The organism is Polaromonas sp. P1_G1 (genome assembly GCF_056405595.1).
Map to the genome: position 1 here is coordinate 1 of NZ_JBFUBU010000009.1, position 24,271 is coordinate 24,271.

The following is a 24,271-nucleotide window of genomic DNA, read 5'->3' on the forward strand; positions in this document are numbered from 1 at the left end:
CATCCCAACCTTCCCCCAGCGGGAGAAGGAGCGAGAGCACCAGGCCCCACCAGCCTCATGACCCCAGCCACAAACGCATGACAGGCCAACACGATTCCGAAAGCAAATCCAACTATTTGCAAGAAATCGTCACAACAATGCCCGCGAAAAGACAAAGTGAACTCGATGTTTTTGCAGGCCTTGCCTAAGCTCGGATTCAAGGCGTGTACCACTTAGAGATTACTAATTGATGCACGCCCAGGGGCTTATTAATGTTAAAGGCGTCTCTTGCTTCGAAAAAAATACAACTTAAGTAAAAAGTTGAAGCAAAGACAGGTACAGACAGCACGGTGGGTTTAGGGCACCAGGTTTGTATCGCGAGACGCCAGTCGATGAAGCAGCGAGAACCGGCATGAACGCTTTGGCATCTCTCTCCCCGCGGGGCGGCTCCCGCCCCGCAAGCCCGGCAAAGGCCGCGCGGCTTCTTGCCGACGGCAGCGCTTTCGGCGCAGCCACGCACCCAGCCCACCAAGGGCCGACACCCCAAACCACAAGGAAACCCGCCATGACGCAGGACCGCACTCCCATGCCCGCCGACAAAAGTTCACCGGGCCCTGGCCTGGCCGGCCGGCTGGCCAAGGCTTGCTGCCGGCGACACAGCGCGGCATGGCTTCAATCGCCGGATGCGCGCAAGGCGCGTCGTGAATTCAGGCCTTCGGTCCCGAAGGCATCGATCAACCCATCGGCCTGAGCGCCCAAACACCCTCAACCAAGGAGCCCAGCATGAGCGAAATCAAAAACTTCACCAGCGGCAAAACCAAGCTTGAAACCCAGCTCTACGCGAAGCTTATTGCGGACGCGGTGAATCCGTACTCGATGTACAACAATTCGGATCGCTTGGGGAATGTGCCGTACCGGTATTTCACGCTCGGGGGGACCGCAAAAGCTCTCCGTTGGGAACTACCTCCTATCGTTCCTGTAGGCAGCGGGCAGCCGCAAGCGCAATTAGCCGAAGAGGTAGTGCGTGACGAGGCACTGCGTGCACACGAGATCAAAACGCGTGAGTTCAAATATGAGGTCAAGCACAACGTCATAACCCAATACTTGTGGACGTATTTCTCGGCTGCCGGCGTGGGGCAGGCCATCAATAACAACCCCAATCTCTATTCGTCGGATACTGAAAAGCAGCAACTGGGCTCGCTCGTTCTCGCGCGCTCGATCATCATCATGGCCACGGAGACAGTACTCTCGTTCGCGAATGCCGTCCGATATTCGCACATGCTGATGATGCCCAAGCTGGCCCCCACTCCTCCGGCGGGGGCAGCAGCAGCGGCCGATCCCGCTGCCGGGTCAGCGGCGCCAGCGAATCCTCCGGCGGGGGCAGCAGCAGCGGCCGATCCCCCTGCCGGGTCAGCAGCGCCAGCGAATCCTCCGGCGGGGGCAGCAGAAGCGGCCGATCCCGCTGCCGGGGGGGGAGGCGCGAATCCTCCTGAAGCAGCGAATGCCTCCGGGGGGGCACAGAGCCCAAGGATGTGGCTCATGCAGCGCTTAGGTAACGCAAGTCCGCGCTGGTTCAGGCGCAACCCATCACCGTCCTCGTCCTCGTCCTCAGACTTTGATCCAAATAGACCCAATTTGGGGATGTCTGGAAAAATGCCTCAAGTGATGCTTGACCAAGTTGACTCAGGCATAGAGATGTCTCCTCGTGCTGGTCAGTCAGTCCCTGCGAATCCTCGCGGGCCGAATCCAATGATTTATCCAACAGGGCAAACACAGTCAAAGCATGTACCGCAGACGTACATCCTTCCTGTTGAGCCCTGGCTTGATTCTGTCGACAGCTCTTCTCGCTCAGCTGCTGTTTCGACCTTGCCTGTGGCGAAACGGCCTGCAGTGCCGCGACTTAATCTGGCTCCTCTTAATCAAAGTCCTGCAGCCTCCAGCGGTCCCGACGCCGCCAGTCCATCTTTTTCTCAACGATCACTCCCTCCGGTGTCCGCCGAAACAGGGCCAATGCCTCCTGGTAGTCCCAAGTCTCCTGGGGGTTCCGGACCTGCGGCTCCGGTGGGTCCTCAGGATCCTCTGCAGTCCGTGAGTCCTGTAAGCCCGGCAGGAGCAGACGCAGACGCAGGAGCAGGAGCAGGAGCAGGAGCAGGAGCAGGAGCAGGAGCAGGGGGAGCCGACGCAGGGGCAAGTCCCCCAGCAGCGGTAGCCGCCGCAGGGACGGGGGGAGGAGTAGCGGCAGAGAACGTAGATGACTACGCCAAGTGGCAAGCCTGGGAAACCAAGATCAAGATGTACCGAAGCTACATTGGCGGAGCCACGTCTGCGGTGTTTACCTTGAACGCGGTGATCGGGCTTGGCGTCGCCTCCAGGCAACTGGAACGGGCCCGCTATGCCGACTACAAGGGAAATGAGAACGCCGAAAGAATCGCGAAGTCGGCGGCAAGCATTTCGGTGATTTCCAATTCTCTCAACATATTGGTCAACGGCGCGAAAAGCATTAACTCCTTTGGCAATGCCGTGCCGCAGACCTGGCTTGACAAGCATGGCTTTAGCGCGGACGGCCGGACGAAGTGGGGAAAATTCTGGGGCAAGACCGGCACCGGTCTGGGCGTGGTGCAGGCAACGGCAAGTATTGCCGCACTGGCGCCCTATTTGTTCAGTGATTCGTTGACGGGCGCAGACAAAACCGCAGTTGGTTTCGAAATGGGCCAGCAAGCGGTAGGCGGCGGGCTGATGATTGCCTCCACCATCCTGATGCAGCGTTATGCGGTCCAAAGTCTGACCAGAACGGCGACCGGCAGTTTGACGTTGGCCAGCAAGCTGAAGTTGGCCTCCGGCCCGGCGGCGGCTATCGCTGCGGCTGTGACGCTGTCGTTCAGCTCGATCGAACTCGCCAACATTGCCAAAGAGTACAAGTTTGTCCATGAGCTCGATAAGCTGGGGATTGCGGGCGGCACCGCCAATGCACAACTCGCGGGGCTGTATCGCAGAAAGGCCGACATGGAGCTCGGCATCGCATTGGGCACGGCGGCGGCCACGATCGTCGCCGCGATTGTTGTCGTCGCATCGTCGGTGGCGGCGGGTCCGGCTAGCATCGCTTTGGGAACGGATTTGATTGCCGGCACCTTCACCCTCGTCATGAGGAGCATCCAGCAAAAACTGATTGAAAACATCGCCGATGACTATGCCGCGGGCATCAGGGCCGACCTTGATTTTTACGGAAAAGACCTGCTGGCGCAGTTCAAGCGCCTGTTCGATCCGATCGCCAACCCGGACAACAAGGAGTACCTGCAGAACTTGCAGGACGCCGCCAACGTTGGCAGCATCATCGCCTTCGCCTCGCCCCAGCAGACGGCACAGGCGCTGGAGCTGGCCGGAATTACCCGAACGCAAGACATGATGCAAACCACGGCGACGTTCTTCCGACGCTTCCAGGATGGTGAGGCCAAGGGCGATGTGATAAAGATTGATTTCAAAGGCGGTTACACGGCGGAGCTGGGCGGTGACGCGGGCACCACACAACTTGCCGCGTTTATGGGGCCCCTCTTTATACCCGGAACGGAAGTTCTCACTGAAGGAACACGGCCTGGGGAAGAAACTCAATGGGACGGCGCTGGAAAGGAGATACAAGTACCCATAGCCCGTCTCCATGTGAATTACCTGGACCAGGGTTTCACCATCAAGGACGGCGCGGCGTCAACCACGTTTGACGTGCGAAACACGATTGGAGTTTTTAACGGCAAGAAACAACCGGGGGTCAGCGGCACCGGTAACGAGGACATGTCGGTTGCCGGCGCAAAACTCACGATCAGGGGCGGCGGGGGGGATGACGTGGTGATTGCCGGAGCCTCTCCACTGGACTTCGACGGAGGGGATGGAAGCGATATGGTCATTTACGACGGTATGGATATCCGCACGACGATCAAGGTGGAGGCCGGCCCTACGGGGACGTTGAAGGTAACAAAACGCCTGGTAGGCACCCTCAACGTGGAAACAGTGGGCAAGCATGCTTCCCTCTACGGTAACCGTGAAATTGAAGTGGAGTACCGCAGCTTCAGTCAACAGAAGGTCGATGGAGAGCTTTCCGACAGGCTCGAGGGTGTGGAAAGGATTCGCGCCGGAGATGGTAACGACACCATTGAGGGCAACGACCTCGACAACCTGTTTGAGGGCGGATCGGGTAACGACACGCTGCGGGGTCAAGAGGGCAATGACGTCCTGGACGGCGGCTCGGGCAATGACATTCTGTATGGAGAGAATGGCAACGACAGGCTGTACGGCGGGGCCGGCACCGACGTGCTGGATGGCGGGGCGGACGTCGACACCGCGGACTATAGCGCCGGCATCGACGGCCTGGCCGAAGGCATCAACGCCAGCCTGGCCGGCCGCACGGTGGCCAAGAAGATCGGCGTGAACGGCACCGTCACGATGTTCAACGACACGCTGGTGGGCATAGAGAATCTGGTGGGCACGGCTATGGCCGACACGCTCACGGGTGACGGCAGCGCCAACGTCTTGTTTGGCGAGGCCGGCAACGATACCTTAAGCGGTGGGGCGGGCTCGGATACCTACAGTTTCGGCGCCGGCGGCGGCGCGGACGTGGTGCAGGAAAACGATGCCACGGCCGGTAATGCGGACGTGCTGCAATTTACCGGCGGGCAGTACGACCAGCTGTGGTTGCGCAAAGTCTCCAACGACCTGGAAGTCAGCGTCATAGGCAGCGGCGACAAGGTCACGGTGAGCAACTGGTACCTGGGCAATGCCTACCACGTCGAGCAGATCAAGTCCGGTGAGGGCAAGACCTTGCTGGATACGGATGTGGACAAACTGGTGCAGGCCATGTCAAGCTTCGCGCCGCCGCCCATGGGCCAGACGACGTTGACGAGCCAGCAGCAATCGGCGCTCGCGCCTGCGCTGGCGGCCAACTGGCATTGAGGGTGGTTGGGCCGCGGCGCAAGCGTCGTGATGGACGCAGCAAGCGGAGGCCGGGCTGAAGCGCCCAGCCTCCGCTTGCCGGGCGCCGCGGTCCTCTTTTTCCTTTATTTCTTCATCTCATCCTTGCCCATGGCATCTTTCGCCATGGCATCTTTTTTCATGCCGTCCTTGGCCATGTGATCCTTCTTCATCTTGTCTTTTTTGGCCATGGCCATCTTGTCGTCGTGTTTCATGCCGTCCTTTGCCATCGCGTCCTTGGCCATGGTGTCCTTGCCCATCGCGTCTTTCTTCATGCCGTCCTTGGCCATGGCGTCCTTGCTGCTCATGGCATCTTTTCCCATGGCGTCTTTTTTCATGGCGTCCTGCGCCAGGGCGCTGCCGCCGGCGGCGAGCAGGCAGGCGCTGAGGAGGGCGGCGGTCAAAGTCTTGGTGTTGATGTTCATGATGGTGTTGTCCTTGGTGATTAAAAGAATGTTGGAAAGTGCTTGAAGAAAAAACGGCAAGGCGGGTAGGGGTGCATGCCTTGCCGGCGTTGCGGGGTGTCTGAGCGAGCGTGCTCAGCTACCTCCGAACCAGTTGTAGCCCTGGTCTTCCCAGTAGCCGCCAGGGTAGGTGTTGGTGACAAAAATCGCCTGGATGTGTTTGGGGTTTTTGTAGCCGAGCTTGGTGGGCATGCGCAGCTTCATGGGGAAACCGTATTTGGGCGGCAGCACCTGGCCGTCGTAGGTCAGCGCCAGCAGGGTCTGCGGGTGCAGGGCGGTGGCCATGTCTATGCTGGTGAAGTAGTCGTCGGCGCATTTGAAGCCGACGTACTTCGCGCTTGTGTCGGCGCCGACCTTGCGTAAAAAGTGGAAGAAGGGAACGCCACCCCATTTGCCGATGGCGCTCCAGCCTTCGACGCAGATGTGGCGCGTGACCTGGTCGGCCTGGGGCATGGCGCGCAGTTCGGGCAGCGACCATTTGCGCCTGTCGGCGACCAGGCCGGCGACTTCAAGGCGGTAACTTTCTTCCTCGACTTCGCGCACTTCGTCTTCACCGTAGTAGGCGTTGAAGGGAAAGGGCCGGGTGATCATGGAATCCGGGTAAGTGGGTGCCAGGCGGTTCGGGTCGAAAAGCAAGCCTTGCACGTCGTCATTGAGGTGCGAGATGCGGGTGAGCGCGGTGTTGACGGATTCGCTGTCGTCCAGCATGCAACCGCTCAGCATGGCCAGGCCACCGAGGGTGAGCGAGCCGCGCAGGAAGTTGCGGCGGGCTGTTGAGAGCTTGTTGGCCGTGGCGATGCGGTCCACGGCTTCCTGGAGGACGGCGTCGCCGTCCAGGTGGTGAAGGCGCCTGGGGTGTTGGATGTTCATGTTTGTTCCTTGTGGCTTGCGGGTATTGGTCAGCGGCCGCGCAGCATATAGACCAGGGTCTTGGGCACCAGGGCCACCATGACCAGATGCACGGCAATAAAACCGGCCAGTGCGGCCATGGCGAAAAAGTGGACGAGGCGAGCGCCTTCATAACCACCCATGAGTTCACGCAGGATGGGGAACTGCACCGACTTCCACAGCACCAGGCCGGACACGACGATGAGCACGCTGTCGAGCATCACAAAAAGGTAGGCCAGGCGTTGCACCATGTTGTAGTGGCGCGGGTCAGCGTGGGCCAGCTTGCCTTTGAGGGCCGCCAGCAGGTCGGCTGCGATGCCTTTGATGGAGAGTGGAAAGAATTTGTGGAACAGCCGCCGCGTGAAGAGGTTGAAGGCGAGGTAAAGGATGCCGTTGAAGAACAGCAACCACATGGCGGCGAAATGCCACTGCAGCGCGCCGCCCAGCCAGCCGCCCAGTGTGAGGTCTTTGGGAATCGTGAAGCCCAGGAAGGCGGTGGCGTTGTAGATGCGCCAGCCGCTCATCATCAGCACCACCACGGCCAGTGCGTTGAGCCAGTGCATGGCGCGCAGCCAGCCGGGGTGTATGGCTTGTTGTTTGCCTGTGTTCATTCAATGCTCCTCAGGGTTGCCCGTCAGCGGGATTTCCGGCGCGGTCTTGCCGCGTGTTGGGGTTTGGTCGGGCGGTGAGCGCGTTTCTTACAGTCGTCCCGGAATTTATTTATTTGTCGGCGGGATGGGCAAGGCGGGACTGCTTCAACGTTCGCGTTGCACGGGGAAATCCGCGGATTGGTTCTGGCGGACCCGGACCATGGTTTTGAAAGGGTCGCGAAGGGTCGGGCTCCAGGGCAGGGGAATGTTGTCGGGGGAGACTTCGACCAGGTGTTCTCCGGCGGCGACCGAGGGGAATTCGTAGCGGCCCTGGGCGTCTGTTTGCGTCACATAGCGCCGGTCAAGCATGACGGTGATGTTGGGCACACCGCCTTCGGAAGCTTCACGCCGGCCGTTGGCGTCGGTGTCAAAAAACACGGTGCCCGTCAGGCTGCCGGCCCCGGTCCCGGGCAGGCCGCCCAGCGGCGCGGTTGCCATGCCGGCATGGTCCTGGTAGCGCAGCAGCAGCTGGAGGCTGCGATTGGCCTGGGTGTTGACCGGCGGCTGCAGCGTCGCCGCGGTCAGGGCCGAGACGACCAGGGCCTGCGGGGTTTCGCGGCCGCGCGACTCGGTGTAGCGCAAGGCCAGCGACCAGCCGGCGGAGGCCTGCCAGTTCAGGCCGATGTTGGCGTTGAGCGACTCGCCGCCATTGCCGCGTGTGCCGCGCAGGGATGCGTCCAACGACCATTGGGGCCAGGGCGACACGGTGCCGAGCACACCCCAGACCAGGCTACTGGTGGAATTGGCGCTTCCCCGCATGCGCTCCAGGGCCAGTGAGGTGCTGAGAAGGGCCGTCCACAGCACGGGCCAGCTGTGGTCGACGCCCAGGCGCAGGGTGCGCGCGCCGGAGGCCTTGGCGAGGTCTGCCCGCCATTGCGTCTGGCCCCGGTCGCCGGCGCGGTTCCACGACAGCTGGACGGCCTGGCCCGGGCTGGTGATGGTGCGAAAACTCAAAGCGGCCCCGAGGGTGTTGCTGATGTCCAGCAGGTAGCGGCCGTTCAGGTTGACGAATGCGCTGCCTCCGGACGCGACGCTGCCCGTCTGGCCGCCGCTGACGGTGTCGCTCAATTCGGCGGCAAAACCCGCCTGCCACTGGCGGGTGGCGGTGTCGCCTTGCCAGTAGAGGCCCTGCAGGTTGCCGGCCAGGCCTGTGGTGCCCCAACGCAGGTTGGGCTCGAAGCGGAAAATACCGGCGGCCTGGCGCCAGCGTTCGGTGCGCCAGGCGGCGTCCAGCCAGAGGCCCATTGCGCCACCGCTCTGTGTGGCCATGCTTTGCACCACGTTGGCTTGCAGGCGCAAGCCGCCCACACGTTCGTTGGCTGCGCCATAGCCGGCGGCCAGGCCGGCCCCCCAGGGGGACGGGCCTTCCCAGGATGCGGCGGCGAACCAGGCGCTTGTGTTTTGCGTGATGCCGGTGTCGGCGCTGTCCGGAATGTCCTTGCCGGTGATCAGCTGGAATGCCACGTCGCTGCGTTCACCTGCTTTGACTGCCTTGCCGGCGGGCAGGCGAAATTGCGCGCCGGCCGACGTGATGTTGCTTGCCGAACTTTCAAACCCGGTGCTGTTGAAGCCGGTGAAGAGGCCGGTGCGGCCGGTTGCCGCGTTGAGGGCGATGGAATCGGGGAGGTACCACTGGCCGCCCACGCCGTGGATGGGCGTTGCCGGTAGGGACACCCGGCCGGTGCCGCGCGCCAGCCGGGTGCCGGTGGTGTTGATGTTGCCGGCGTTGTGGTTGGCAAACCATCCACCGTCGAGAGGCAATGCGCGCTGGTCTATGCGCCAATCGCTGTCGCCGCCCTGTGCCCGGCCACTCGATGCGCCTGAGCCTTGCCGGGACAGGCTGGCATGGACGGACAGGGCGCCGTGGTTGGGGGTCTCCATGAAGCCGCCGAGATCCAGTGCGCGGGTCGCGGTGTTTCCATTGCCTGTTTGCTTGAAGACGGCGTAGTCCGCGTGCCAGCTTCGCGGCCAGCCGGTTTCGTTGTACTCGCTGGCTTTGAGTTGGAGGCCGCCGTCCAGTCCCGGCTGGCCGTCCATGACGCGGTCAAGGTAAGAGCCTGCAGCCTGCGTATTTGCCGTCTGGCCCAGCGCCGCGGCGCTTGTGAAGAGCATGCCCAGGCCCGCGAGGCCGCGGCGGCACCATGGCGTGAAAAGAAGCAGGAGGGCGGCGAGCGAATGCGCCTGCCCTTTCATGGCGCGAAAAGCTGTTCGATGTTTTGTGTCTTGCCCTTGCCCCATTCGAGCTTTCCGCGCACCGTCACGGGAAAGCGGATTGCCGCGGCGCTGTCCGGGTCGCCGGGGCGCGTCGCGTTGAGCGTAACGCCGCGTGTTTCGCCGGGCAGTATCGGGGTATTGGCGGGTGAAAATTCAAGTGCGGTGTTGGACGCGTCCGTACCGCTCAGGAAGCCACCGACGCGGCCATGGGCCGTGCCGTTGTTGCGTATCTGCAGGATGGGTGTGGGCTGGCCATTCACGGCCTGGACTCCGGCCCCGGCGAGGCTCAATTCCGGTGCGGCGCCGCCGACGGCTACATAGACCACGATGCCCAGGCGGGCTGAAAAGGGAATGGGCGGGCCGGACTCCATGCGGGTGAGCTGCTCCTGGCCTTCGAGCATGATGGCGAAACGGCACTCTCCGCTTGGAGCGTCTGGGGGAACCGTGACTTCGAAACGGAAACGGTAGGGCCGTCCGCCCGCCATGATGAGCTCGCGCCGCTCGATGGCGACCCAGGGCCGGCAACTGCCGGGTTGTAGTTCGTCGAAGAAGGTGGCCGCGTTGTCCGCGCCCAGGCGCCAGTCGGCCGTCTTGATGCCGAAGCTGGCCGATGCCGGCGACGCATTGGTGATTTCGATGACTTGCCGGCTTCGCTCGCCGGGTTTGAGTTCGAGTTCAAAGCGCGGGGGAGATACCGCGAGCGCGAACTCGCCGGCCGCGGCGTTGGGTGCGATCAATGTCATCGCAAGGAAAAAAAGGCCCATCGCGCAGCGCCGGGCGGGCGCCAGCCGGGGATTGGTCATGGGGTATCCACCTCAAAATAAAACTGCAGGGTCTGCGGGGACACCAATGCCCTGCCGTCGGTCCTGAGCGTCAGCTCGAGGGTCTCCTCGAGTGACGCCACGCCGGCTCCTTCAAAAACCAGCGTGCGCGCGCCCGAGCGGACGGTTCCCGGCAGCAGGCGGCCTTGGGTACGCCATGTGGCATGGACGGGCTCGCCTGCCGCCGGTGCCAGCCCCATATAAAGTTTGACGGGCTGGTTCAGCCAGCGCGACAGGTTCAGGCGCAGGGCCACACGCACGCCGGCCTCGACCGAGTTGTCGGCCCCGCGGCCTGGAACCAGTTGCCGCCAGCGCATGGGGACAACGCCCTGGCTGACGACGGTGCCGCTGTCGTCCACGCGCGTTGTGCCGGCTGGCGCGCATTCCTGGGTGAGCAAGCCTGCCACCAGCAGGTATATCGCGAGGATGATTCGCGCCAGGCGCGACGGCTTGCTCGTCACGGCGCCGTCAGGGTGTAGCTGACCCTGCCCGTGAAGCTGCCTGAGCCCACGAACTGGGCATTGGCGTAGCTGAACTGCAGGCAGCTTTCAAACCAGGTGTTGCGTGCGATGCTCAACAGGGTTTGTGATGCGCCTCCAACAAATGTGCCGTTGGAAATGGTCGGCGCCGCGTCGGATGTGCCGGCCGAAACCCATGAAACCGTGCTGAAAGGAATAGTGCTGCCGCTGGTGCTGGTCAGGGAGGCCGGCGCCGTCGCGCTGAGGGTGGCATTGCTTGCCGAACCCGGCGCGCGGTAGAAGCCGCCGACATAGACCTGCGCGGGTATCGTGCAAAATGCGCGGCCATCGTAGCGACTTGTCGCCACGGTGCTATCGCTGGTCATGGCGAGTGAGCCGGCTCCCAGGCTGGCGGCCGGAACGGTGACGCTGACAAGGTTGATGGTTGCATTGTTGCCGGGGGTGCCTCCGGCATTGAAATTGCCCCCGGTCATGGTGCCGGAACCCACTTGCAGGAACAGTGAGCGCGTGCCCGGCGTGATGCTGACGGAGAAAGCCTGGACGCCGCCGCACAGCAAGGCGCTGCCGATGGCGATGGCGATGGCGATGACCCCGCTGCGCACGCCCGGTTTAGCGCAGCGAAAAGACGATGCGAAGACAAGCAGGGCACGCATGGGCGTCGCTTTACGCAGTGAGGAAGGGGTCAGGGAATCAAGGGAATGGCCTCGCGGGTGAGGCCATTTTTTAGAGGAAGAGGGTGAAAGATCAGAGCTGGGTGGCGGTGTAGGTCACGCGGCCGTTTTTGGCGATCGTGCCGCCATAGGTGCCGGCAGCGGGGATGTTTGCATTGAGATAGCTGTAGGTCCATTTGCCTTCGAGGCGGACCAGGCGATTGGTGGCCGTCAGGGTGGCGGCCGTGCCCGTGCCGCCGGAAGCGCCGGTGTTGAAGGCGGGGTGGGTGATAGAGGCGTTGGTGAAGCCGGATGTGGTGGCCGCCAGGGCCGCGCCCGCGACACTGATCTGGCTCCAGGGAATGGTTTCGCCGGCGGTGCCGGTCGTGAGCGGGCCGGTGGTGGTCGAGTTCAGGCTGATGTTGCCGCCGTTGCCGTAAACGCGCACTGTCACGGCGCCCAAGGTCAGGTCGCCGCCTGTGCCGGCAATAACGCTGGCATCGCCCACATTGGCGGCCGGCACAGTGAAGGTGGTGGAGTCTATGGTGCCGTCGGTGGCCGTATTGCCGGAGCTRGTGCCGACACGCAGGAACAGCACCTGCGGGATGACGATCGTCACGTCCACGCGCGCAGCGGCGGTGGAGCCGACGATTGCCGGGGCGGTATAGGTGGATTCAGCGTGAGCGGGTGCGGCCAGCAAGCCGGCGAGGCTCATAAGGCTGGCAAGAAGTATTTTTTTCATCATGATTTCCCCGTTCAAGAAGTTAGAGTTGAGTGGCTGTGTAGGTGACGCGGCCGTTTTTGGCGATCGTGCCGCCATAGGAGCCGGCAGCGGGAATGTTTGCATTGAGGTAGCTGTAAGTCCACTTGCCCTCGACGCGGACCAGGCGGTTGGTGGCCGTCAAGGTGGCGGCCGTGCCGGTGCCGCCGGAAGCGCCGGTGTTGAAGGCCGGGTGGGTGATAGCGGCATTGGTGAAGCCGGACGTGGTGGCGGCCAGGGCCGCGCCCGCGACGCTGATCTGGCTCCAGGCAATGGTTTCGCCGGCGGTGCCGGTCGTCAGGGGGCCGGTGGTGGTGGAGTTCAGGCTGATGTTGCCGCCGTTGCCGTAAACGCGCACCGTCACGGCGCCCAAGGTCAGGTCGCCGCCGACACCGGCAATGACGCTGGCATCGCCCACATTGGCGGCGGGCACCGTGAAGGTGGTGGCGTCAACAGTGGCCGTCGTCGAGGTGTTGCCGGCGCTGGTGCCGACCCGCAAAAACAGGACTTGTGGAATGACAATGGTGAAGTCCAGGCGTGCCGTCGCCGTCGAGCCGGTCGTGGCGGGGGACGTGAAGGTGGACTCGGCGTTGGCTGGCATGGCCAGCAAGCCGGCGAGGCTCATGGCGCTGAGTGCAATGATTTTTTTCACAAAACTCCTCAGTTGAAATTGAAAGCCTGCAAACAATTTGTGAGGGCTGATGTGAGGTTAGTGAAATTTGTTGCGAAGTTGTAAGCAATAGTCCACCCAAAGACAATCTTTGCTTTTTTTTGATGCCGAATTAAGGAGTGCGCAAGTGTTGAGGCCGGATGCCTAGAATCGGCAGCAACTTCCGGCAACGCCAAAACCACTCCATCCCAGATGCACCGCTACAAGCACAAACGCCTCTTCGCCGTGCTGGCCTTTCTGGGCCTGCTACTGGCGGTGTTCCAGCTTTCGGGCCTGCGCGACAACTTCAGCCTGGCGTTTCTGCACCAGAAGTTCCTGGACAACGAGGCCAGCGGGCTGCTGATTTTTATCGCGCTGTTCGCGCTGGGCAACCTGATCCAGATCCCGGGCTGGATATTCCTGGCGGCCGCGGTGCTGGCGCTGGGCGAAATGTGGGGCGGCGTGGCGACCTACCTCGCGGCGGTGGTTTCATGCGCCTTTACCTTCTGGCTGATACGCCTGCTGGGCGGCGATGCCTTGCGGCAGATCAAGGGAAGCTGGGCGCAGCGGGTGCTCGCGCAGTTGGATGCGCGGCCGGTGGCCAGCATCGTGGTGCTGCGCATGCTGCTGCAGACCGTGCCGGCGTTGAACTACGCGCTGGCGATGTCGGGTGTGAAGTTTCGCGACTATCTATTAGGGACCCTGCTGGGCCTGCCGCTGCCGATCGCGCTGTACTGCGTGTTTTTTGATTACCTGGCGCGGATGCTCAAGGTGCCGGGGTATTGAGCACGCGCTCGTAAACCGCCAGGTCTTGCGCCGAAAAGCAGCAGAACACTACTTCCGTCACGGAAGAGGGCTGCTGCAAGGCTTTGCGCACGCTGTCTACTGCGACCTGAGCCGCCAGTTCAATGGGATAGCCGTAGATGCCGGTGCTGATGCTCGGGAAGGCCAGAGACGTGATGCCTTTGGCGGCTGCGATTTCCATTGAGCACCGGTAGCAGGACGCCAGCAGTTCGGGCTCACCGTTATTGCCGCCGCGCCAGACCGGGCCCACGGTGTGGATGATGAATCTGGCGGGAAGCTTGTAGCCCTTGGTCGCCTTGGCTTCACCCGTTTTGCAACCGCCCAGCAACCGGCATTCATGGACCAGCTCGGGGCCGGCGGCGCGGTGGATTGCGCCGTCGACACCGCCACCGCCCAGCAGCGATGAATTGGCGGCGTTGACGATGGCATCAACCTGCAATTTGGTGATGTCGGCCTGGACGGCCCTGAGGGTGGCGGCCATGGTGAAGTCTCCAAGGGAAGAAGAGGCCCGCAGCGCATGCGGGCCCCGGCTCACAAGACCTTGCTCAGGAAGCGCCGGGTGCGCTCTTCCTTGGGGTTGTCGAAGATCTCCGAGGGCGAGCCTTCTTCGATCACCAGGCCTTCATCGATGAACATCACGCGATCGGCCACCTGGCGGGCAAAACCCATCTCGTGGGTTACGACCACCATGGTCATGCCTTCCTCGGCCAGCGCCTGCATGACGGCCAGCACCTCGCCGACCATTTCGGGGTCGAGCGCGGAGGTGGGTTCGTCGAACAGCATGATGCGCGGCTGCATGGCCAGCGCGCGGGCAATCGCCACGCGCTGCTGTTGCCCGCCGGAGAGCTGGTTGGGGTAGGCATCAATCTTGTCGAGCAGGCCGACCTTGACCAGCAGTTCGCTGGCGCGGTTGCGTGCTTCGAGCGCCGTGAGCTTGCGCACCTTGGTGGGCGCCAGCGTGATGTTTTCCAGCACGGTCTTGTGCGGGAACAGGTTGAAGCGCTGGAACACCATGCCGATTTCGGAGCGCAGGGCGTCGACGTCGGTCTTGGGTTCGTGCACCGACACGCCGTGCACCAGCACCTCGCCGCCGCTGGCATCTTCCAGGCCGTTGAGGCAGCGCAAAAACGTGCTTTTGCCGGAGCCGGAAGGGCCGATGACGCAGACGACTTCGGTGGCCTTGATGGCGCAGTCGATGCCGCGCAGCACCGGGGTGTGACCAAACTGCTTGGTCAGCCGGTTAACGCGAATCACCTCGTCCATAACGAGCCTCCAGTTTCTTGACAAGGTAAGCCAGGCCCAGCGTCAGCACCCAGTACATGACGGAGATGGTGAGGTAAGGCTCCCAGTAGCGTGAATAGGCGCCGGCGACGGTGCGCGCGGCGTAGGCGAGTTCGGCCAGGCCGATCGCCGAGATCAGCGACGAATCCTTGAGCAGCGAAATCGCGTTGTTGCCCAGCGGCGGCAGCATGCGGCGGAAGGCCTGCGGCAGCACGACGTGGTACATGGTGCGCGGGAAGGACATGCCCAGCGAGCGGGACGCCTCGACCTGACCCTTGTCGATGGACTGGATGCCGGCGCGGAAGATCTCGGAGATGTAGGCGCCGGCATTGAGCGTGAGGGCCACGATGCCGGACAGGAAGGCCCCGTAGTTCTGCTTGATGTTGCGCGCGGTTTCACCCGAGATGACCAGGCCGTCGGCCGGGTTGATGAACAGCGGCAGCACGGCGAAGTGGATCAGCAGGATCTGCACGAACAGCGGCRTGCCGCGGAAAAAGCTCACGTAGACGGTGGACGGCCAGCGCAGAGCGTATTTGCAGATCTCGCGCGCGGGCGAGTGGCGGGACTCCGCCACGCGCGCCATGCCGATGGCCAGGCCCAGCAGGGTGCCTTGCACGATGCAGATCAGCGTGACCGTGATGGTCATCTGCAGGCCGCGCCAGAACAGCACGCTGTACTCGGCGATGATGTCGGCCCTGAACCAGCCGAACCAGAGGACTTGCTCCATAGCGGGAAAGTCTCAGCGGTTTATTGCGCAGGCAACGCGGGTGCGTCGGCCTGGAACCACTTCTTGTAGATGGCGGCATAGCTGCCGTCGGCCTTGACGGCGGCGAGGCCGGCGTTGAGCTTGTCCAGCAGCGCCTTGTTGCCCTGCTTCACGACGATGCCGAAGTATTCCTTGGGGAAGCTGGCGTCGGACACGGTCTTGAGCTGCTTGTGTTCCTGGGTGCGGAAGGCGATCACGCCGTTGTCGCCGATGGCGGCGTCCAGGCCGTTGTTGGCGAGCTCGGAGATCACCACGGGGGTGCTTTCAAAGCGGCGGATGTCGGGGTTGGTCTTGCCGAATTCGCGCGAAGCCATGTCGTCGCCGGTGCTGCCGGTGACCACGCCGATCTTCTTGCCGGCCAGGTCTTTCAGGCCCTTGGCCGTGCTGTTGCTGTGCACGGCGATCAGCTGGCGCGCCTCGAAGTAGGGGGTGGTGAAGTCGTAGGACTGCTTGCGCTTGTCGTTGATGGTGACGCCGGAGATGACCAGGTCCACGTCGCCGTTGTTGAGGGCCGCGAAGATGCCGGTCCAGGGCGTGTTGACGATCTTGATCTGCAGGCCGGCCTTCTGGGCGATGGCCTTGATCATGTCGACGTCGTAGCCGACGATTTCCTTGGTCGGGCTTTCATAGGCAAAAGGGCGGTAGGTGGCGCTGGAGCCGACGACCAGCTCCTTGTTCTGGGCGTGGGCGGCGCCGAAGGCGAGGGTCAGCAGGCCGGCGGTGGCGGCGATCTTGTGCAGGAGGTTCATGGTGGTTGTCCGGAAAGGAGAGGGTAAAAATGCTTGCCGGCCCCGCACGGGGGGCGAAAAAGCGAAAGTAGCCAATGGTAACGCCTGCAAAAGCCGTGCCCGCCGGCCGGCGGGCAGGGTTTTCGCGCAGAGGGGATGGGCGACGGGGAAAACGGGGCCAAAGAAGCCCAAAGGACCAAAGGAGGGCCCCCTAAAAGGGCCTCGGGGCGGTCAAGCCCTGAGTTTTTGGTTGAAAAACGCCACGGTGCGTTCCCAGGCCAGTTTGGCGGCGGTGGCGTCGTAGCGCGGCGTGGTGTCGTTGTTGAAGCCGTGCTGGGTGCCGGGGTACTGGTAGGCGGTGTAATTGGCGCCGGCCCCCTTCAGGGCGGCCTCGTAGGCGGGCCAGGAGGCGTTGATGCGCTCGTCGACCGCCGCGAAATGGATCAGCAGCGGGGTTTTGACTTTGGCGGCGTCTTCCACCGGGGGCTGGTTGCCGTAGAAGGGCACGGCCGCATTGAGTTCGGGCAGCCGGGTGGTCAGGGTGTGTGTCATGCCGCCGCCGTAGCAGAAGCCGACCACGCCGAGTTTGCCGCTGCAGTCGTCGCGGGCCTTGAGCCAGGTGACGGCGGCCACGAAGTCCTCGGTGCACTTGCGCTGGTCGAGTTTGGCGAACAATTCGCGCGCCTTGTCCTCGTCGCCGGGGTAGCCGCCCAGGGGCGTGAGGGCGTCCGGCGCGAAGGCGAGGAAGTTGTCCAGCGCCAGCCGGCGCGTGATGTCTTCTATATGAGGGTTGAGGCCCCGGTTCTCGTGGATGACCAGCACGCCGGGCAGCTTGCCGGTGGCATTGGCCGGTTTCGCGAGGTAGCCCTTGACGGTGCCGGTGCCGGCGGACGACGGGTAGCTGACCATCTCGGTCTTCAGGCGCTTGTCGTCCTTGGGGATTTGCTGCCCCGCGGCGAAGTTCGGGCTCAAGGCCGCCAGCAGGGCGGTGGCCGTCATGCCGGCGGTGGCGAATTTCTGGGCGCGTTCCAGGAAGCCGCGCCGGTCCAGGGTGCCGTGCACATAGGCGTCAAACAGAATCAGCAGTTCCTGGTCAAAGTCCTGGGCAGTCTTGAGTGGCATGGCGGCTCCTGCAAAAAGTCCAGCATAACGATTCAGGCGCCGCCTTGCAAAGAGTGCCTTGCCCGCCACACGACGGCGGGGCGGCCGATGCTGGCCTGCTATGAAACAAGTAGCTGCTGGCGCCCATGCCGGCTGGGCTGGGAGCCTTGTTATGCCTGCGGCGGGCGGAAAACCGGCAAAAACCTGTTTTAATAATGCCTTGGCCGCCGGCCGCTCAAATTGACACGGCGGGCTTTCTGTGACTCACTGGCTCACCGGGCCTGCCGGACGCACCGCCTCCGGCAGCGGCGCCCCACAACGAGGAGAACCGCATCTTGAACCTGATTTCATGGCTGATGGCATTGCTGGGCGTGGCCGTGGGCGCGCTGGCCGGGATCCTGTTGTACGCCCGCGCCTTGCGAAAAAAGGCCAGCGAAAATCTGCGCGTTCCCAAAAAATGGCCGCTGACCGCGCGCGGCGTCGTGACCAACGATGAATATGAAGTCTGGAAATGGATGCGCAGCACCTTCCACGACCACGTGGTGATGCTCAAGCTGCCGGTGCTGCGCTTCACCATTCCTGTCGAAAAAGACAAGGACAAGGAAAAAAACAAGGAAAAGAACGAGCGCCTGCTCGAACTGCTCAACGGCGTCTATACGACCTTCACCGTCTGCACGCTGGACGGCAAGGTGGTGGGCTGTGTCGACCTGCGCGGCAAGCGCGACGTGAGCCGGGCCAGCCGCGAGCTCAAGGAAAACCTGCTGTCCGATTGCGGCATCGCCTACACCACGGTGAAGGCCAGCCGCCCGCCCAGCGTCAGCGCCATGCGCGCGGCTTTCCTGGGTGAAATCCCCGAAGAGCTGATCCAGGAAGACCAGGAAACGCGCGGCGGCGACAGCAGCTTCCATGCCGACCTGGAGTCCTTCACGCGGGAGCGCATGAAGGCCGCCAAGGACGCCGCGCTCAAGGAGCTCAACAAGGAAACCAAGCAGGAGGCCGCCCAGGCCGCCGCCAACCGCAACATCGGCTTCAACCCCGACGGCACTGGCGGCCTTCGCATCGACAAGGGAGACCGTTTTGCCATGCAGTGGGAGGACTCCTTCATCGAACCCGCGGATGCGCGGCCCGCCAAGCTCGAATAAGGGCCGGCCTATGAGCGCGGGCCCCCAGCAGGTGTTTGCCCCGGCACACCTCCAGCCTTTCAGTCTTGTCCCCCTCGCCATGAAAAAGCCATCGTGAGCAGGCTGGGCCACACCCGCGACAAGATCTACAAGACCGTGGCGCGGCAGCTTCACGGCGTGGTGCCGTGCTGGGTTTGCGGCGAACACGTCACGCCCGAGGCGGCGACCCTGGAGCACATCCAGCCGCTCAGCGAGGGCGGCAACAGCCACGCGGAAAACCTCGCCATCAGCCATGAAGTCTGCAACGGCCAGCGGCATGCCGCGGGCACGGTGCCGGCCTCGGCCGCCGCACCCGGGCGCGTGCTTAGGCGCGCGGCGGCGGACCCCGGCGTTCCCGCATGAGGCCGGGCTGGTTGCGGGGAGTGTGGCTGCTGCCGGCCGTGTTGCTGGCCGGCCTGGCCTTTTCGGCCCCCGCGCAGAAGCCGGGCCCAGCCAGGGCGCAGCCGCCCGCCGCCGCTGTGGCGGAGGYCGATGCGGGCCCCGGGCTCGCCATCAGCAACGAAGGCCGCTACGCGCTGTCGCGTTCTTTTACCTACCTGGAGGACACCGGCGGCGAACTGGCGCTGGCCGATATCCTGAAACCCGAGGCCCAGGCGCGTTTCCAGCCGGTGCCGCAAACCGGCCCGGCCACCAATTTCGGGCTGACCCGTTCGGCCATCTGGCTGCGTGTGACCTTGCGCGCCGCCCGCGACGCGCCCGCCGACTGGATGCTGGAGCTGGCCTATCCACCGCTGGACCGGCTGGAGCTGTACGCGCCGGACGGCAAGGGCGGCTTCAGCCGCCAGGTGGGCGGCGACCTGTCTCCTTTTGCCGAGCGGGCCGTGGTGCACCGCAACCACGTGATGCCGGTACGCCTCAAGCCCGGTGCCGCCAGCACCTTGTACCTGCGGGTCAGTTCGGGCGGCACGGTGTCGGCGCCGGTGAACCTGTGGCAGCCCGCCGCGCTGTGGCGGCACGACCAGGCCGAGTACGCCACCATCAGCCTGTATTTCGGGCTGCTGATCGGCTTGCTGCTGTACAACCTGCTGCTGTTTTTCTCGGTGCGCGACCGGGCCTATGTGATTTATGTGGCCTTCGTGGCCTGCATGGCCCTCGCGCAGGCGGCCCTGACCGGCTTCGGCGCGCAGTTTCTCTGGCCGGGCCTGCTCTGGTGGAACAGCGTCTCGCCGCCTGCCGGCATGGCCTCGACCGCAGTCTTCGGGCTGCTGTTCGCGCGCAGCTTTTTGTCCAGCGCGCTCAGGATGCCGCGCCTGGACCGGCTCATGCTGGCGCTGGTGGCGGGCTGGCTGCTGACCTTGCTGGCGGCGCTCACCCTGCCTTATGTGGTGTCGTCCCTGATGGTGACGGTGCTGGCGGTCTTCAGCGTCGTCACGCTGGTGGTGGTGGGCGTGCTGAGCGTGCGCTCAGGCCACCCGGGCGCGAAATACTTCCTGGCGGCCTGGGCGCTGCTGCTGGTGGGTGTGGTGACGCTGGCGCTGCACAACACCGGCATGCTGCCATCGCATGCGCTGACGGCCAATTCGCTGCTCATAGGTTCGGCGCTGGAGATGGTGGTGCTGTCCTTCGCGCTGGCCGACCGCATCAACGTCACGCGACGCGAAAAGGAGCAGGCGCAGGCGCGCACCCTGGCCGAGCACGCCATGGTGGAGGCGCTGAGTGTTTCCCAGGAGAATTTCCGCACGCAGCTCAAGGAGCGCGAGATGATCCTGGAAAACTCCATCGTCGGGATCGCCTTCCTGACGCCGGACGGGCGCTTTCGTTGGGCCAACCAGGCCATGCTGGAAGTCTTCGGCGCCGGCAGCCATGAGTTGACCTCGATGGAGCCCTTTTACCTTTCGCGCGAGGAATACATCCGGGTGGGCGGCGAGGTGGCGGCCTGCGTCGGCCGAGGCGAGAACTACGAGGCCGAGATCCAGGTGAAACAGTTCGACGGCACGCTGATCTGGGTGTCGCTGTCGGGCAAGGCGGTCAGCGAGCGCGACCTGAGCCAGGGCACGGTCTGGGTCATCATCAACATCACGCGCCGCAAGGAACTGGAAGCACAGCTGGTGCGCACCTCGTCGGAGCGCGGCGCCATCCTCAACAGCGCGCTGGTGGGCATCGTGCTGTCGGTGAACCGCCGCCACGAGTGGGTCAACGAGAAGTTCGCGCAGATGATGGGCAGCCGGCGCGAAGACCTCATGGGCCAGCCCTCGAGCTACATCCACCCCGACCTGGCGACCTGGGAACAGTTCGGCAAGGAGGCGCGCGAAACCCTGATCGCCACCGGCAGCTACATCAGCGAACGCCAGCTCAAGCGCCGCGACGGGCAGCTCTTCTGGGTGCAGATGGCCGGCAGCTGCGTGCAGCCGAAAGACCCCGATTCAGGTGTGATCTGGGCCTTTCTCGACATCACCGAGCGCAAGAAGTCGGAAGAGGACACGCGCGAGGCGCTGGAGCAGCAGCGCGCGCTCAACGAGCTTCGCACCCGTTTCGTGGCCATGACCAGCCATGAGTTCCGCACGCCGCTTTCGGGCATTCTTTCGGCCGAGGAGTTGCTGCGGCACTACGGCAACCGGTTGCCCGAATCCGAGAAGCTCGAGATCCTCGACAGCATCGCCGCGGGCGTGAAACGCATGACGCGCATGCTGGACCGCGTGCTGCTGCTGGGCAAGGCCGATGCGCAGATGCTGGAGTTCGAACCGCATCCGCTGGACTTGCAGGCGCTGTGCCACCAATTGGTCGAGGAAGCGCGCACGCAGCAACCCGACAGCCTGTGCGAGCTGCGCCTGGACTACGAGGCCGGGACAGGGCAGGGCCTTTACGACGAGAAGCTGTTGCGCCACATCTTCAGCAACCTGCTGTCCAACGCGGTCAAGTACTCGCCGCTGGGCGGCCTGGTGCTGTTCCGCGTGCGCACCGAAGAGGACACGGTCATCCTGGAAGTCGCGGACGAAGGCATAGGCATTCCGGAGGACGAGCTGCCGCACCTTTTCGAGTCATTCCACCGTGCCAGCAACGTGGGCACCATCCAGGGAACGGGCCTGGGCCTGGCGATCGTGCGCAACGCGGTCGACATCCATGGCGGCAGCATAGACGTGCGCAGCAGCGCGGGCTCGGGGACCACGTTTACCGTGCGCCTGCCGGTGCGGCATTGACCGGGCCAGCATGACCTCGCCGCTCATGATCCAGAGGCGCAGGCTGCTGCAGTCGCTGGCGCTGGCGGGCGCCGGCTGCTACCTGCCGGGCAGGGCGGCCGCGCAAGCGCGGCTCTCCGGCAATCCCTTCACGCTGGGCGTCGCCAGCGGTTCACCCACCCATGGCTCGGTCGTGCTCTGGACCCGGCTGGCCCTGGAAGGTGAAGATGCCCTGCGGCTGCTGTCCGCGCCAGTGGCCGTGCGCTGGGAACTCGCGCATGACGAAGCTTTCACCCGCATCGTGCAGGCCGGCCAGGCGCAGGCCGTGGCGGAACTGGCGCATTCGGTGCATGTGGAGGTACAGGGACTGGAGCCCGACCGCTGGTATTTCTACCGTTTCGCCGTGGGCGGCGCCCTCAGCGCCACCGGCCGCACGCGCACCTTTCCCGCGCCCGATGCGGTGGTGGCGCGGCTGCGGCTGGCCTATGCGTCCTGCCAGCGCTGGGAGCACGGCTATTACAGCGCCTACCGGCACATGCGGGATGAGAACCTCGACCTGGTGATGTTCCTGGGCGACTACATCTATGAATACCCCAACGCCGGCCAGGCCGTGCGCGTGCCCAGCGGCGGCTGGGTGCTGACGCTGGACGACTATCGCCGGCGCTATGCGCTGCACAAAAGCGATGCCGACCTGCAGGCCATGCACGCGGCCTGCCCCTGGCTGGTGACCTGGGACGACCACGAGGTGCAGAACGACTACGCGGGCGCATCGCCCGGCAACAGCGGGCCGCCGGTGGCCGATTTTGCGGCCCGGCGCGCCGCGGCCTACCAGGCCTTTTACGAGCACATGCCGGTGCGCGCCTCGGTGCTCACGCGCGCGGTGGCCGGGCTGGCCGGCGGCGCCGAGATGCGCATTTACCAGCGCTTGCCCTACGGCCGGCTGGCTTCGCTCTACATGCTGGACGCACGGCAGTACAAGGACGCGCAGGTTTGCACGCGTGACGGGCGGGCCGGCTCCAGCACGCTGAACCCGGCCGGCTGCGCCGCGTGGAACGACCCGGCGCGCAGCATGTTGGGCGCGCAGCAGGAAGGCTGGCTCGATGCCGAATGGGGCGCCGCCGCCGGCAAGGCGGCAGGCTGGAACCTTGTGGGCCAGCAGTCGCTTTTCGGCCGGCGCGATTTCCGCCCCGGTCCCGGCCAGGTGCTCTGGAACGACGGCTGGGACGGTTATACGGCGGCGCGGACGCGCTTCACGGACTCGCTGCGCAAACATGCCCTGGCCAACCCGGTGCTGCTGGGCGGCGATGTGCACGAGAACTGGGTGGGCCATCTCAAGGCCGACTATGAGGACACGGCCAGCGCGGCCGTGGGCACCGAATTTTGCGGCACCAGCATCACCTCGCGCTCGTCCAGCGGCGCCAAAACCCCCGACACCCTGGCCGAGAACCCGCACTTCGTGTTCGCCGATTCGGAACGCAGGGGCTATGGCGTGGTGGAGTTGACGCCGGGCATGCTGACGACCACGCTGCGCGCGGTGGACGATGTGACACGCGCCGACAGCGGGGTGCAGACGCTGGCGCGCTTCGTGGTGCAGGCCGGGCGGCCGGTGGTCGAAAAAGCCTGAGTCCGGCGGCAGTCGGCAGTCGTGCCGCCTAGGCCTTGTAGTCCGCCGAAAGGCCTTTGTCCAGGAAGGCCTTGTTGGCCTCGCGCACCTTCGCGGCCTCGTCGTCATAAAGGAAAGGCAGGAAGGCATAACGCCGTCCCCGCGTCACTGTCGACACGGCATGCAGCAAGGAGCAGGAGAACACCACCGCGCCACCCACGGGGGGTTTGTAAGACCGGGGGCCGTATTCCGGGAAGCAGACCTCGCCGCCCTCGAAATCATGGTTGAGGTTGATGGACACGGCGAAGCGCCTGTGGGCCGTGCCGCGGGTGGTGTTGTCGCGGTGGGCGCGGAAATGCGCTTCCTGGTCGGCCCTGTAGCAGCCGATGATGTAACGCTCCATCCGCGTGGCCTTGAACTGGTGCACTTTGGCGATTTCGGGAACCACCCGGCGGTGGATCCAGGCTTGCGCCGCTTGCATGGTGGCGGGATCGGTGATGTCGTAGTCTTCGCGTCGCTTGTGTTCGTGGTCGTGGGCCAGGACGGTTTTTCCGTTCTCCTCGCGCATAAAACCCGACTCCCGGCCTCCATGGATTTCGTAAAGTGCGATGAGCTCGCGGCAAAACTCCGGTGGGAAAACGTTGGGCAGCACGAGAATGGGCGCCTGCGATTCGATGCCCGCGAAGCGCGAGGGCGGCGCTAGCCCGGCGAGGTATGACAAAAGCGCGGTGATATCGCCGATATCACCGAGAGGCAACACCCTCAGCACTCTGAGCGTTGGGTCCAGGACAAAACACAGGCGACGCAGTCCGGCGCGTTTTTGTTCCAGGTCCTCGTCTACCGGGACCGCCCCATAAAGCTCACTGACCTGCGCGTCAAAGTCCCAGAGAAAGCGGTAGCCGGGGTAGCGGTCGGCGACGCGCTGCTCGCTTTCGTCATCGGGGTCCAGGCTGACGCCGAAAAAAGAGCAGTGCACGTCATTGAAGATATCCGGCCGCTTCAAGGCCATGTCGACAGCGGCCCGGGCCAGGGGATGCGCGGCACTCCCTAAAAAGCACAGCACGAGATAACGGCCGGCCGCGGCATGAATCGCATAGCGTGGGTTCGCAAAAGACCTTTGCACGAACCAGGGCGCCGGATCGCCCGCGAGAAGATTGGAGTACCTGGCCATTTGCTGACTT

21 protein-coding genes are annotated in these 24,271 nt (G+C 64.1%); 6 read left to right on the plus strand and 15 right to left on the minus strand.

All coding sequences use genetic code 11. The annotated features are described in order from the left end of the window. The first annotated feature begins 2,325 nt into the window (after positions 1 to 2,325). Entirely contained in the window at positions 2,326 to 4,917 is a 2,592-nt protein-coding gene (locus AC1D1Y_RS05755) for a calcium-binding protein (protein WP_477681598.1), read from the plus strand. 104 nt (positions 4,918 to 5,021) lie between these two features. Here AC1D1Y_RS05755 and AC1D1Y_RS05760 read toward each other — a convergent pair whose 3' ends face one another. The 9 genes from AC1D1Y_RS05760 to AC1D1Y_RS05800 form a co-directional block, all read right to left on the minus strand. After that, complete coding sequence (locus AC1D1Y_RS05760) at positions 5,022 to 5,360, minus strand: pentapeptide MXKDX repeat protein (protein ID WP_477681511.1); 339 nt, start codon at positions 5,358 to 5,360, stop codon at positions 5,022 to 5,024. Between the two features lie 114 nt (positions 5,361 to 5,474). Then, entirely contained in the window at positions 5,475 to 6,269 is a 795-nt protein-coding gene (locus AC1D1Y_RS05765) for a molybdopterin-dependent oxidoreductase (protein ID WP_477681512.1), read from the minus strand. Between the two features lie 29 nt (positions 6,270 to 6,298). Then, positions 6,299 to 6,898 (minus strand): cytochrome b/b6 domain-containing protein, encoded by a 600-nt coding sequence (locus AC1D1Y_RS05770; RefSeq protein ID WP_477681513.1) that lies wholly within the window; start codon positions 6,896 to 6,898, stop codon positions 6,299 to 6,301. A 144-nt stretch (positions 6,899 to 7,042) separates the two neighbouring features. Next, on the minus strand, positions 7,043 to 9,130 hold the full coding sequence (locus AC1D1Y_RS05775; protein WP_477681514.1) for an SdrD B-like domain-containing protein: 2,088 nt from the start codon (positions 9,128 to 9,130) through the stop codon (positions 7,043 to 7,045). Next, positions 9,127 to 9,954, minus strand: coding sequence for a COG1470 family protein (locus tag AC1D1Y_RS05780; RefSeq protein WP_477681515.1), 828 nt, complete (start codon positions 9,952 to 9,954; stop codon positions 9,127 to 9,129). Before AC1D1Y_RS05780 ends, AC1D1Y_RS05775 begins: the two co-directional genes overlap by 4 nt. Next, entirely contained in the window at positions 9,951 to 10,433 is a 483-nt protein-coding gene (locus tag AC1D1Y_RS05785; protein WP_477681516.1) for a hypothetical protein, read from the minus strand. The genes AC1D1Y_RS05780 and AC1D1Y_RS05785 overlap by 4 nt, the downstream gene beginning before the upstream one ends. Continuing rightward, a complete protein-coding gene (locus AC1D1Y_RS05790) occupies positions 10,430 to 11,104 on the minus strand; it encodes a hypothetical protein (protein WP_477681517.1) in 675 nt (224 codons plus the stop codon). The genes AC1D1Y_RS05785 and AC1D1Y_RS05790 overlap by 4 nt, the downstream gene beginning before the upstream one ends. A gap of 91 nt (positions 11,105 to 11,195) precedes the next feature. Further along, complete coding sequence (locus tag AC1D1Y_RS05795; RefSeq protein WP_477681518.1) at positions 11,196 to 11,843, minus strand: hypothetical protein; 648 nt, start codon at positions 11,841 to 11,843, stop codon at positions 11,196 to 11,198. A gap of 22 nt (positions 11,844 to 11,865) precedes the next feature. Continuing rightward, on the minus strand, positions 11,866 to 12,513 hold the full coding sequence (locus tag AC1D1Y_RS05800; RefSeq protein ID WP_477681519.1) for a hypothetical protein: 648 nt from the start codon (positions 12,511 to 12,513) through the stop codon (positions 11,866 to 11,868). Positions 12,514 to 12,723: 210 nt separating this feature from the next. Between AC1D1Y_RS05800 and AC1D1Y_RS05805 the strand changes: the two genes are divergently transcribed. Then, on the plus strand, positions 12,724 to 13,296 hold the full coding sequence (locus tag AC1D1Y_RS05805) for a VTT domain-containing protein (RefSeq protein ID WP_477681520.1): 573 nt from the start codon (positions 12,724 to 12,726) through the stop codon (positions 13,294 to 13,296). Here AC1D1Y_RS05805 and AC1D1Y_RS05810 read toward each other — a convergent pair. The 5 genes from AC1D1Y_RS05810 to AC1D1Y_RS05830 form a co-directional block, all read right to left on the minus strand. Further along, positions 13,277 to 13,795, minus strand: coding sequence for an O-acetyl-ADP-ribose deacetylase (locus AC1D1Y_RS05810; protein WP_477681521.1), 519 nt, complete (start codon positions 13,793 to 13,795; stop codon positions 13,277 to 13,279). The genes AC1D1Y_RS05805 and AC1D1Y_RS05810 overlap by 20 nt on opposite strands. 50 nt (positions 13,796 to 13,845) lie before the next feature. Continuing rightward, the gene (locus tag AC1D1Y_RS05815; RefSeq protein WP_477681522.1) at positions 13,846 to 14,577 is read right to left on the minus strand and encodes an amino acid ABC transporter ATP-binding protein; all 732 of its coding nucleotides are present in this window, start codon (positions 14,575 to 14,577) and stop codon (positions 13,846 to 13,848) included. After that, positions 14,555 to 15,322, minus strand: a complete 768-nt coding sequence (locus AC1D1Y_RS05820; RefSeq protein WP_477681523.1) for an amino acid ABC transporter permease — start codon at positions 15,320 to 15,322, stop codon at positions 14,555 to 14,557. Before AC1D1Y_RS05820 ends, AC1D1Y_RS05815 begins: the two co-directional genes overlap by 23 nt. Before the next feature lie 20 nt (positions 15,323 to 15,342). Further along, complete coding sequence (locus tag AC1D1Y_RS05825; protein WP_436154207.1) at positions 15,343 to 16,110, minus strand: basic amino acid ABC transporter substrate-binding protein; 768 nt, start codon at positions 16,108 to 16,110, stop codon at positions 15,343 to 15,345. Between the two features lie 210 nt (positions 16,111 to 16,320). Next, positions 16,321 to 17,211: a dienelactone hydrolase family protein gene (locus AC1D1Y_RS05830; RefSeq protein WP_477681524.1), complete on the minus strand. Its 891-nt coding sequence runs from the start codon at positions 17,209 to 17,211 to the stop codon at positions 16,321 to 16,323. A gap of 314 nt (positions 17,212 to 17,525) precedes the next feature. On the opposite strand from AC1D1Y_RS05830, the gene AC1D1Y_RS05835 reads away from it, so the two are divergent. From AC1D1Y_RS05835 to AC1D1Y_RS05850, 4 genes are all read left to right on the plus strand, one after another. Continuing rightward, the gene (locus AC1D1Y_RS05835; RefSeq protein ID WP_477681525.1) at positions 17,526 to 18,332 is read left to right on the plus strand and encodes a DUF2726 domain-containing protein; all 807 of its coding nucleotides are present in this window, start codon (positions 17,526 to 17,528) and stop codon (positions 18,330 to 18,332) included. Positions 18,333 to 18,425: 93 nt separating this feature from the next. Next, entirely contained in the window at positions 18,426 to 18,713 is a 288-nt protein-coding gene (locus tag AC1D1Y_RS05840) for an HNH endonuclease (RefSeq protein WP_477652216.1), read from the plus strand. Beyond that, positions 18,710 to 21,508, plus strand: coding sequence for a 7TM diverse intracellular signaling domain-containing protein (locus tag AC1D1Y_RS05845; protein WP_477681526.1), 2,799 nt, complete (start codon positions 18,710 to 18,712; stop codon positions 21,506 to 21,508). The genes AC1D1Y_RS05840 and AC1D1Y_RS05845 overlap by 4 nt, the downstream gene beginning before the upstream one ends. A 10-nt stretch (positions 21,509 to 21,518) precedes the next feature. Next, a complete protein-coding gene (locus AC1D1Y_RS05850) occupies positions 21,519 to 23,111 on the plus strand; it encodes an alkaline phosphatase D family protein (protein ID WP_477681527.1) in 1,593 nt (530 codons plus the stop codon). Between the two features lie 28 nt (positions 23,112 to 23,139). Here AC1D1Y_RS05850 and AC1D1Y_RS05855 read toward each other — a convergent pair whose 3' ends face one another. Then, positions 23,140 to 24,261, minus strand: coding sequence for a 2OG-Fe(II) oxygenase (locus AC1D1Y_RS05855; protein WP_477681528.1), 1,122 nt, complete (start codon positions 24,259 to 24,261; stop codon positions 23,140 to 23,142). Positions 24,262 to 24,271 lie beyond the last annotated feature (10 nt).

Coding starts and splice junctions, on each gene's coding strand:
- AC1D1Y_RS05760 (WP_477681511.1), bottom strand. CDS start 5,360: ATGAACATCAACACCAAGACTTTGACCGCCGCCCTCCTCAGCGCCTGC.
- AC1D1Y_RS05765 (WP_477681512.1), bottom strand. CDS start 6,269: ATGAACATCCAACACCCCAGGCGCCTTCACCACCTGGACGGCGACGCC.
- AC1D1Y_RS05770 (WP_477681513.1), bottom strand. CDS start 6,898: ATGAACACAGGCAAACAACAAGCCATACACCCCGGCTGGCTGCGCGCC.
- AC1D1Y_RS05775 (WP_477681514.1), bottom strand. CDS start 9,130: ATGAAAGGGCAGGCGCATTCGCTCGCCGCCCTCCTGCTTCTTTTCACG.
- AC1D1Y_RS05780 (WP_477681515.1), bottom strand. CDS start 9,954: ATGACCAATCCCCGGCTGGCGCCCGCCCGGCGCTGCGCGATGGGCCTT.
- AC1D1Y_RS05790 (WP_477681517.1), bottom strand. CDS start 11,104: ATGCGTGCCCTGCTTGTCTTCGCATCGTCTTTTCGCTGCGCTAAACCG.
- AC1D1Y_RS05805 (WP_477681520.1), top strand. CDS start 12,724: ATGCACCGCTACAAGCACAAACGCCTCTTCGCCGTGCTGGCCTTTCTG.
- AC1D1Y_RS05810 (WP_477681521.1), bottom strand. CDS start 13,795: ATGGCCGCCACCCTCAGGGCCGTCCAGGCCGACATCACCAAATTGCAG.
- AC1D1Y_RS05815 (WP_477681522.1), bottom strand. CDS start 14,577: ATGGACGAGGTGATTCGCGTTAACCGGCTGACCAAGCAGTTTGGTCAC.
- AC1D1Y_RS05825 (WP_436154207.1), bottom strand. CDS start 16,110: ATGAACCTCCTGCACAAGATCGCCGCCACCGCCGGCCTGCTGACCCTC.
- AC1D1Y_RS05830 (WP_477681524.1), bottom strand. CDS start 17,211: ATGCCACTCAAGACTGCCCAGGACTTTGACCAGGAACTGCTGATTCTG.
- AC1D1Y_RS05850 (WP_477681527.1), top strand. CDS start 21,519: ATGACCTCGCCGCTCATGATCCAGAGGCGCAGGCTGCTGCAGTCGCTG.
- AC1D1Y_RS05855 (WP_477681528.1), bottom strand. CDS start 24,261: ATGGCCAGGTACTCCAATCTTCTCGCGGGCGATCCGGCGCCCTGGTTC.